Origin of the sequence: Micromonospora sp. NPDC050397 (assembly GCF_044901685.1) — a bacterium.
Classification (GTDB): domain Bacteria; phylum Actinomycetota; class Actinomycetes; order Mycobacteriales; family Micromonosporaceae; genus Micromonospora_G.
Genome location: NZ_JBJDPS010000005.1, coordinates 485,470 through 495,158 on the forward strand (window position 1 = coordinate 485,470; position 9,689 = coordinate 495,158).

The following is a 9,689-nucleotide window of genomic DNA, read 5'->3' on the forward strand; positions in this document are numbered from 1 at the left end:
CGGGAGATGTTCAGCGGGGCTCGGAGAGCAGCCCGGTCGGGTCGAGTCCGACCGGTTGGAGCAGCCACCAGTGCCCACCCAGCCCGGCGGGCTCGGTCAACTCCGCCACCCGGGAGGCGGCGGCGAGCGCGCGGACGTACCCGGCCGGGTCGGTGCTGGCCAGGGCGAGTGGTGGTCGGCTGCCGTCGGCCCCGAGCGCCCGCATCGCGGCCCGCTGACCGACCAGCGTGTACGGCATCCCGGCGACCGCCTCCCCGGCCGTCGCCACCGAGTCGATCGCGACGTGCGCGGTGAGGTCGCAGGAGCCGTCCGGCACCGGTGGCACCTGACGGCCGGCCCGGAAACCGGTGAGCGTGCCGCCGGTCGGGCGGTCGGCGCGGAGGTGGCCGTAGTCGACCGCCAGCGCCAGGCCACGGCTGATCGTGCCCACCGCCTCGGCCCAGGCGCTGTCCCGGGGCCGTCCGATCTCGGCTCGCGCCCCGGGCGCCGGCACCGCCGGCCGGGCCGGTTCGGCGGGCGGCGCCGGCCACCACCGGGTGAGCCAGTCGAGGTCGGGGCCGGTGACGGGGGCGCCGGTGGACTCGGTGCCGGTCGACGGGTCCACCCGTACCTCGTGCCAGCCCGCCGGCCCGGCACCGGCCAGGTCCAGCGGTACGTTGTCCAGCCACTCGGTCGCGATCAGCAGCCCGACCACGCCGGCCGGCGGGCGGTCCCGCCACTCGATCGACGCCGGCAGGGACCCGGGGCGGGGGGAGAGCTCGACCGCGGTCAGCCGGAGCCGCCGACTCAGGTCCTCCGGGGCGAGCCCGGCCAGGGCCAGCAGCAGTTCGGCCTGGCCCGCGCCGATGTCCACCACGTCCAACCGCTGCGGGTGACCGAGCGCCGCGTCCACCCTGGTCAGCAGGCGTAGCACCACCGGGGCGAGAGTGTCGGTGACGTGCGCGCTGGTCCGGAAGTGGGCGGCGGGACCCGGACCGGTCACGAAGAACCCGCCGGGGCCGTAGAGGGCCCGCTCCATCGCCGCCCGCCAGGTCATCGACATCAGTTCATCCATCGTTCAGGGGGCGTCACGCTACAGACCCTACGGTCGGCGGGCATGCGACGAATTCTGATTCCCGCCGCGTTGACCGTACCGCTGCTGTTGGGTGCGACCCCGGCGGGCGCGGCGCCCGGCGACGGGCCCGGCACGCGCACGGTCCGGGCCGTGGTCGAGACCCCGCCGCTGTACGACGACGAGGCGGGCGGAGACGCGGACGCCGACGACCCGGCGATCTGGTTCAACCCGACCGACCGGGCCGGCAGCCTGGTGATCGCCACCGCGAAGAACGGCGGACTACGGGTCTACGACCTGCGCGGTCGTGAACGCCAGTCGATCGCCACCCCACCCGCGCCCGGCCCGGACGACGAACCCGGCCGGTTCAACAACGTGGACCTGGTCGAGGGTTTCCGGCTCGGCGGTCGCCGGGCCGACCTGGCGGTGGTGAGCGACCGGGGTCGGGACCGGTTGCGGTTCTACCGGATCGATCCGACCGGCCGGCGGTTGGCCGACGTCACCGCGCCGGACGTGCCGTACGTCTTCAGCCGGGACCAGGCCGAGGTCAACGAGCAGCGAACCGGGTACGGGCTGGCCACCTGGACCGACCCCGACAGCGGCGGCACGTACGTCCTGGTGAGTCGCCGCAGCACGCCCGAGGTCGGCATCTTCCGCCTGGTCACCAGGGGTGACCGGGTCACCTACCGGCCGGTCGACCGGCTGACCCTGCCGGCCCGGTTCACCCTGCCCGACGGGACCGACTGGGCACCGTGCGCCGACCCGGGCGACGGGCCGCAGGTCGAGGGGATGACGGTCGACCCCACCACCGGGGTCGCCTACCTCGCCCAGGAAACCGTCGGCCTGTGGCGGGTACGGGTGACCGGTCACGGGTTCCAGGGTCGGCCGGAGTCGGTCGAGCGGACCCGCGAGTTCGGCGTACCGGCGGCGTTCGACCCGGCGGAGGACGACTGCGTGGTGGACTACGCCGCCGACCCCGGGTTCGGTGGTCGGATCGCGGCGGACGTGGAGGGCCTGACCATCTACCGGACCGGCCGGCTCGACGGGACCCTGGTGGTGTCGAGCCAGGGTGACAACACGTTCTTCACCTACGACCGCCGGACCAACCGGCCGCTCGGCCGGTTCACCGCCGGTTACCAGGCCCCCGGCGGGCAGCCCCTCGACCAGGTGCAGGAATGTGACGGTGCCGCCGTGGTGACCACGCCGTTGCCCGGCTACCCCGGCGGGCTGCTGGTGGTGCACGACGGGCAGAACACGCCGGAGGTTTCCGACGGCGAGGGCGAGGTCCGGGCGAACACCAACTTCAAGTTCCTCGACGCGGGCTTCCTGCGCCGCTGACGTGCCGTCGCGTACCCGTCGGGCCACTTCCCGCGAGCCACCCGGGGGTGAGCGCCGCCACTGCCGGCGGCGGTTCACCCCCGGCCTCGGCGGGTACGCGTACCCGGCCGTCGTCGGGGCGGTGAAGGTTTTCACACATGCTTGTCGTGGATCCGTCGTTCCGGCGCATACTTGCGATCGACCGGTACCACTTATCGAGGACTGGATCGACGTTATGAGCGCATCGTCGCGCCCGCGTGCGGCTGCCCAGCTCGGGGCGCCCGCGCCGGCTGCCCGGCCCCGCGGCTCCGCCATCGCGGCGGCACCCGCCGGAGGCCCGTTCGTTCCCCGACTGATGACCGTCGGCGTGATCGGCGCCGGTCGGGTGGGGGCGGTGCTCGGCGCCGCGCTGTCCCGTACCGGCCACCGGGTGATCGCCGCCTCCGGTGTCTCCGTCGCCGCCAAGGCCCGGATCGGGCAACTGCTGCCCGGTGCCGCCAACCTGCCCGCCGCCGAGGTGGCCCGTTCCGGCGCCGACCTGGTGATCGTCGCGGTCCCGGACGACGCGCTCGCCGCCGTGGTGGCGGGGCTGGCCGAGACCGGTGCGCTGCGTCCCGACCAACTCGTGCTGCACACCTCCGGCGCGCACGGGCTCGGCGTACTGGCGCCGGCCGTCGCGGTTGGTGCCCGGCCGCTCGCCGTACACCCGGCGATGACCTTCACCGGCACCGCCGACGACCTTGCCCGACTGCCCGGCATCTCGTACGGGGTGACCGTCCCGGCGCAGCTACGGGCGGTCGCCGCCCGACTCGTCGCCGACCTCGGCGGGGTGCCCGAGTGGGTGGGCGAGACCGACCGCCCGCTCTACCACGCGGCCCTCGCCCACGGCGCGAACCACCTGGTCACACTCGTCAACGAGGCGATGGACCGGCTCCGGGACGCGGGCGTGGCGACGCCGGAGAAGGTGCTCGCCCCGCTGCTGCACGCCGCCCTGGAGAACGCGCTGCGGCTCGGTGACGCGGCCCTGACCGGGCCGGTCTCCCGGGGCGACGCGGGCACCGTCGCCCGGCACCTGGACCGGCTCGCCACCACCGCGCCCGAGTCGGTCGCCACCTACCTGGCGCTGGCCCGCCGGACCGCCGACCGGGCGATCGCGGCCGGTCGGCTCCGGCCGGTGGACGCGGTGTCGCTGCTCGGCGTACTGGCCGACCAGCAGCGCCAGTCGGTGTGAGACGCCCGGTGCGCGTGGTCCGGCGGGCGGTTGGTGTGGGGCGACGGCCGGTGGGCGTGGCTTGGCGGACGGTCGACGTGCCGGGCGGTCCGGCACCGTACGGGAGCGAGGAGCGGGCATGACCGAGGTGATACGTACCCGGGACGAGCTGGCGCGGACGCGGGCGGCGCTGCCGGGCTCGGTCGCGGTGGTGATGACGCTCGGCGCGCTGCACAGCGGGCACGAGGCGCTGTTGCGCGCGGCCCGCCAGCGGGCCGACCACCTGGTCGTGACGATCTTCGTGAACCCGCTCCAGTTCGGGCCGAACGAGGACTTCGACCGGTACCCCCGCACCTTCGACGCGGACCTGGAGATCTGCCGGGCCGCCGGGGCGGACCTGGTGTTCGCCCCGTCCCGGGAGGAGGTGTACCCGAACGGCGAGCCGCTGGTCCGGGTCGCCCCGGGGCCGCTCGGGGCCGAGTTGGAGGGCGCCAGCCGGCCGGGGTTCTTCGACGGCGTGCTGACCGTGGTGCTCAAGCTGCTCCAGCTCGTCCGTCCGGATCTCGCCTTCTTCGGCGAGAAGGACTACCAGCAGCTCACCCTGGTCCGGCAGATGACCCGCGACCTCGACGTACCGGTGGAGATCGTCGGAGTGCCGACGGTACGCGAACCGGACGGACTGGCCCTGTCAAGCCGTAACCGGTATCTGTCGCCCGAAGAGCGGCTAACCGCGCTGAGTCTCTCCGCCGCACTCCGGGCCGGCGCGACCGCCGCCTCGGACGGGCTCGGTCCGGCCGCCGCGCTGGCCGCCGCCAACCGGGCGTTCCAGGCCCACGGTACGACCGCCAAGCTGGACTACCTCGTGCTGACCGACCCGGAGCTGGCCCCGGGACCCGTCTCCGGCCCGGCCAGGATGCTGGTCGCGGCCTGGGTCGGCAGCACCCGACTGATCGACAACATCGCCGTACGGCTCGCCGAAACCCCCTCCCGGTTCCACGGTTCGAAGGAAGAGATCTGATGTTCCGCACGATGCTCAAGTCGAAGATCCACCGCGCCACCGTCACCCAGGCCGACCTGCACTACGTCGGCTCGGTGACCATCGACGAGGATCTGCTCGACGCCGCCGACCTGCTGCCGGGGGAGCAGGTGGCCATTGTGGACGTCACCAACGGGGCCAGGCTGGAGACGTACGTCATCCCGGGTCTGCGGGGCAGCGGCGTGATCGGCATCAACGGTGCCGCCGCGCACCTGGTGCACCCCAGTGACCTGGTCATCATCATCGCGTACGGGCAGTTCGAGGACGCGCAGGCGCGGGCGTACCGGCCCCGGGTGGTGCACGTGGACGCGGAGAACCGGGTGGTCGAGTTGGGTGCGGACCCGGCCGGGGTGGCCGCCGGTATGGCTGACGAACTACTGGTCCGGGGCGACCTGGTGGCGGATCCCCGCTGAGCTACTGGTTCGGGGCGACCCGTTGGCGGATTCCCGTTGAGCCGCCCGACCGGCCGGTCGACCTGGATCGGCAACCGGTCACACCCTTCCGTGAGGCGACGCAGAGGCGTCGGACGGCTACGCTATGTCTCAGCCGTCCATACTGGTGTCGCCCCGGGGGAGGGACGCGATGCGTCGTTGGTGGAGCGTACTTGCCGTGGCCGGGGTGACGGGTCTGCTGCTCGGGGGGTGCGGTCAACCGGCCGGGATCGACGGCTCACTCGTCGACGACTGGGCACCACTGGCACAGCCCCGGACCTGGACCCCGACGTTCGGCGCGTGCCACGGCGCCGACCCGGCCAACGCGGTCCCGCTGGACGCGTACGAACCGGTCGACTGCGGTACGCCGCACCGCTCCGAGACCGTACACGTCGGCACCTTCGCGGGAGCCGCCGAACGCGCCGCCCCGCCGCCGGAGGGGTCACCGGAGATTCGTGCCGCCTTCGGCGAATGCGACGGGAAAGCACGGGAATACGTCGGCAACGAGTGGCGCGGAGGCCGCCTCCGGCTGGCGGTGGCGCTTCCCTCCCCGGTGGCCTGGACGGGTGGTGCGCGGTGGTACAGGTGCGACATCGCCGAGGTGGCGAACGTCGAGTTCAACGGCGAGGTGGTGACCCGCACCGGGAGCGTACGCGGGGCGCTGACCTCCCCGAACCCGTTGCACCTGGGCTGTTACTCGATCGAGAGCGCACCGGACCTGCGGCTGACCGCGATGCCCGCCGTCGACTGCGCGAAGCCGCACAACGGCGAGTTCGTCGGGGTGTGGAACGCGCCGGACATCGCCTTCCCGACCAAGGACACCGACTGGGTCCGGTTCTACGACGAGTGCTGGAAACTGGTGTCGGCGTACGTGGGCGCGCCCGATGACGTCAACCTCCGTTACCGCTCCGGGCTGCGGGTGCTGCCGACCCAGCGGGAGCGGTGGCAGGCCGGCGACCGGGGCGTGCGCTGTTACCTCTGGCTCTACAACAAGGGCACGGTCAGCCGCTCGGTCAAGGGTGGCGGTCTCGCCGCCCTTCCCCTTCCGCGCTGAGGTTCGGGTCCGGCGCTCGATCGGTTCCAGATCACCCTCGCGGCCCCCCGGCGTCGGTCCGTCGATCGAGCGGGGTTGACTGTGCTGATGCGTCTGCCGACCCTGGAACTGCCGGTGCTGCCCCCGTTGCTCGCCGCGCCCGCGCCGGGCTGGGTGGAGACCACCGACGTACTGGTGGTCGGGTCGGGCATCGCCGGACTGACCGCCGCGCTCCAGTTGCGGGAGGCCGGCCTGCACGTCACCGTGGTCACCAAGGTCAATATCGACGACGGCTCCACCCGGTGGGCCCAGGGCGGGATCGCCGCCGTGCTCGACCCACTCGACACCCCGGCCGCGCACGCGTACGACACCGAGGTCGCCGGGGTGGGGCTCTGCGACCCCGACGCGGTCCGGGTGCTGGTGGAGGAGGGCCCGACCCGGCTGCGCGAGCTGATCCGGATCGGCGCCCAGTTCGACCGGAACGCCGACGGGTCGCTGATGCTGACCCGGGAGGGCGGTCACCGTACCAACCGGATCGTGCACGCCGGGGGCGACGCGACCGGGGCCGAGGTGCAGCGGGCACTGCACGAGGCGGTCGGCCGTGACCCGTGGATCCGGCTGGTCGAGCACGCGCTGGTGCTCGACCTGCTGCGGGCCCCCGGCTGGGGCGACGCACCCGGTCCGGCCTGCGGCATCACCCTGCACGTGTTGGGCGAGGGGAGCGAGGACGGGGTCGGCGCGATCCTGGCCCGCGCGGTCGTACTCGCCACCGGCGGGATGGGACAGGTCTTCTCGGCCACCACCAACCCGGCGGTCTCCACCGGGGACGGTGTGGCGTTGGCGCTGCGGGCCGGCGCCGCCGTCACCGATCTGGAGTTCGTCCAGTTCCACCCGACCGCCCTGATCACCCCGGCGGAGACCACCAGCGTGCTCGGGGCAGCCCAGCAGCCGCTGGTCTCCGAGGCGCTGCGCGGCGAGGGCGCCCACCTGGTCGACGCGGACGGGAAGCGCTTCATGGTGGGCCAGCACGAGTTGGCCGAGCTGGCGCCCCGGGACGTGGTGGCGAAGGGCATCCACCGGGTCATGCTGGCCAGCGGCGCGGACCACGTCTACCTCGACGCCCGGCACCTCGGCGCGGAGTTCCTCAACCAGCGCTTCCCGACCATCGTCGCCTCCTGCCTGGCGGTCGGCATCGACCCGGCGGTCGACCTGATCCCGGTGGCGCCGGCCGCGCACTACGCCTCCGGCGGTGTCCGTACGGACCTGCACGGCCGGACCTCCATCCCCGGCCTGTACGCCTGCGGCGAGGTCGCCTGCACGGGCGTGCACGGCGCGAACCGCCTGGCCAGCAACTCGCTGCTGGAGGGGCTGGTCTTCGCCCGGCGGATCGCCGACGACATCGCGCACAACCTGCCGCCGCAGGTCCAGCCGGCGCCCGGTGGCGCGTGGCAGGGCGGCGAGGGCTGGGTGGTGGACCAGGAGAGCCGGGAAATCCTGCAACGGGCGATGACCCGGGGTGCCGGTGTGTTGCGTTCGGCCGATTCGCTGCGACGGACAGCGATTGAGTTGACCGGGGTCGGTGCGACCCGGGGCACGTCCAGGACCGCGAGCTGGGAGGCGACGAACCTGGTTACCGTGGCGTCCGCGCTGGTGGCGGCGGCGTACGCCCGGGAGGAGACCCGGGGCTGTCACTGGCGGGAGGACTTCCCGACGGTGAGCGAGCAGTGGCGGGGCCATCTGGCCGGTTCGATCGGACCGGCCGGCGATCTGGTGGAGAACTGGGAGGCGCTGTGAGGATCGCGACCGAGGACGCCCTGCGGAGCGCCGGACTGGATCCGGTCGTGGTGACCCGGATCGTCCGCGCCGCGCTCGACGAGGATCTCGGACCGGACGGCGTCGACGTGACCAGCGCGGCGACGATCCCGGCCGAGCAGGTCGACACGGTGGACGTGGTCGCCCGTTCCGGTGGCGTGGTGGCCGGGCTGGCCGTGGCTGGGGCCGTGTTCGAATTGGTGGGCGACGAGTCTGGCGGCCGTACGGTCGAGGTGCGACTCACCGCCCACGACGGCGACCGGGTGACCAGCGGCGACGTGCTGGCGACGGTGACCGGCCCGACCCGGGCGTTGCTGACCGCCGAGCGGACCGCGCTCAACCTGCTCACCCGGATGTCCGGCGTGGCGACCCACACCCGGGCCTGGGCGGATGCCCTCGCCGGCAGCAAGAGCACCGTGCTGGACACCCGGAAGACCACGCCCGGCCTGCGGGCCCTGGAGAAGTACGCGGTACGCGCCGGTGGCGGCACCAACAAGCGGATGGGCCTCTACGACGTCGCGATGATCAAGGACAACCACAAGCTGGCCGCGGGCGGGATCGCGCCGGCCTACCGGCGGGTGCGGGAGGCGTTCCCGGAGGTCCCGGTCCAGGTCGAGGTGACCACCGTCGCGGAGGCGGTCGAGGCGGTCGAGGCGGGGGCGAAGTTCCTGCTCTGCGACAACATGTCGGTCGAGCTGCTGGCCGAGGTGGTGTCGGTGGTCGGTGACCGGGCCGAACTGGAGGCGACCGGCGGGCTGACCCTGGACGTCGCGGCCGAGTACGCGGCCACCGGGGTCGACTACCTTTCGGTTGGGGCGCTCACCCACTCGTCGCCTATCTTGGACATCGCACTAGACCTCCGGCCGGCGGACTCCGGCCGGTAATCGGGTACGGATCTCCTCCGGGGCTGACGAATGCTGCTCTGCATCGACATCGGTAACACCAACACCGTCCTGGCGACGTTCGACGGCGAGAAACTGGTGCACTCCTGGCGGATCAAGACCGACGCCCGGTCCACCGCCGACGAGTTGGGGCTGAAGTTCCGGGGACTGCTCGCCGGTGACGCGGTGGAGATCACCGGCGTGGCCGCCTGTTCGACCGTACCGGCCGCGTTGCGTTCGTTGCGCAGCATGTTGTCCCGCTACTACGCCGACGTACCGAGCGTGATCGTCGAACCGGGCGTGAAGACCGGGGTGCAGCTCGCCATCGACAACCCGAAGGAGGTCGGCGCCGACCGGGTGGTCAACACGCTCGCCGCGCACAGCCTCTACGGCGGGCCGTCGATCGTGGTCGATTTCGGCACCACCACCAACTTCGACGTGATCAGCGCCCGGGGCGAGTTCCTCGGCGGGGCGTTCGCGCCCGGCATCGAGATCTCCTTCGACGCACTGGCCGCCCGCGCCGCCCAGTTACGCAAGGTGGAGCCGACCCGGCCCCGCTCGGTGATCGGCAAGAACACCGTCGAGTGCCTCCAGGCGGGTCTCTACTTCGGCTTCGCCGGGCAGGTCGACCGGATCGTCGAGCGGATGAAGCAGGAGCTGGGCGAGGTACGGGCGGTGATCGCCACCGGTGGCCTGGCCTCGCTGGTCATCGGCGAGTGCGACACCATCACCCACCACGAACCGATGATCACCCTCATCGGCCTGCGAATGGTCTACGAACGCAACACCTGAGGTGTAAGGAAGGGCCCCTTGTTAACGCTATGCGCTCGGGTTCTAGGGATCGTTGCAACGCCTGATCGTGTCAGGGGTTGTGATGTTCGAGGTTCGCAGCGATCGTCGGCCGCAGGGTCGGAAGAG

Annotated in this window: 9 protein-coding genes; 8 read left to right on the forward strand and 1 reads right to left on the reverse strand. The window is 72.8% G+C overall.

Annotation, left to right across the window (positions count from 1 at the left end; all coding sequences use genetic code 11):
* Positions 1-10 precede the first annotated feature (10 nt).
* Positions 11-1,042: an SAM-dependent methyltransferase gene (locus ACI2K4_RS21050; protein ID WP_404513383.1), complete on the reverse strand. Its 1,032-nt coding sequence runs from the start codon at positions 1,040-1,042 to the stop codon at positions 11-13.
* 54 nt (positions 1,043-1,096) lie between these two features.
* Here ACI2K4_RS21050 and ACI2K4_RS21055 point away from each other — a divergent pair, with 54 nt between their 5' ends.
* From ACI2K4_RS21055 to ACI2K4_RS21090, 8 genes are all read left to right on the forward strand, one after another.
* The gene (locus ACI2K4_RS21055) at positions 1,097-2,389 is read left to right on the forward strand and encodes a phytase (protein ID WP_404513384.1); all 1,293 of its coding nucleotides are present in this window, start codon (positions 1,097-1,099) and stop codon (positions 2,387-2,389) included.
* Positions 2,390-2,603: 214 nt separating this feature from the next.
* A complete protein-coding gene (locus ACI2K4_RS21060; RefSeq protein WP_404513385.1) occupies positions 2,604-3,599 on the forward strand; it encodes a Rossmann-like and DUF2520 domain-containing protein in 996 nt (331 codons plus the stop codon).
* 118 nt (positions 3,600-3,717) lie between these two features.
* Positions 3,718-4,596: a pantoate--beta-alanine ligase gene (panC, locus tag ACI2K4_RS21065; protein WP_404513386.1), complete on the forward strand. Its 879-nt coding sequence runs from the start codon at positions 3,718-3,720 to the stop codon at positions 4,594-4,596.
* Entirely contained in the window at positions 4,596-5,027 is a 432-nt protein-coding gene (gene panD / locus ACI2K4_RS21070; RefSeq protein ID WP_404513387.1) for an aspartate 1-decarboxylase, read from the forward strand. The genes panC and panD overlap by 1 nt, the downstream gene beginning before the upstream one ends.
* A 169-nt stretch (positions 5,028-5,196) precedes the next feature.
* Positions 5,197-6,099, forward strand: a complete 903-nt coding sequence (locus tag ACI2K4_RS21075) for a septum formation family protein (protein WP_404513388.1) — start codon at positions 5,197-5,199, stop codon at positions 6,097-6,099.
* A gap of 87 nt (positions 6,100-6,186) precedes the next feature.
* Positions 6,187-7,872 carry an L-aspartate oxidase gene (locus ACI2K4_RS21080; RefSeq protein ID WP_404513389.1) on the forward strand — a complete coding sequence of 562 codons (1,686 nt, stop codon included), beginning with the start codon at positions 6,187-6,189 and terminating at the stop codon, positions 7,870-7,872.
* The gene (gene nadC, locus ACI2K4_RS21085; RefSeq protein WP_404513390.1) at positions 7,869-8,774 is read left to right on the forward strand and encodes a carboxylating nicotinate-nucleotide diphosphorylase; all 906 of its coding nucleotides are present in this window, start codon (positions 7,869-7,871) and stop codon (positions 8,772-8,774) included. The genes ACI2K4_RS21080 and nadC overlap by 4 nt, the downstream gene beginning before the upstream one ends.
* Before the next feature lie 30 nt (positions 8,775-8,804).
* Entirely contained in the window at positions 8,805-9,563 is a 759-nt protein-coding gene (locus tag ACI2K4_RS21090) for a type III pantothenate kinase (protein ID WP_404513391.1), read from the forward strand.
* Positions 9,564-9,689 lie beyond the last annotated feature (126 nt).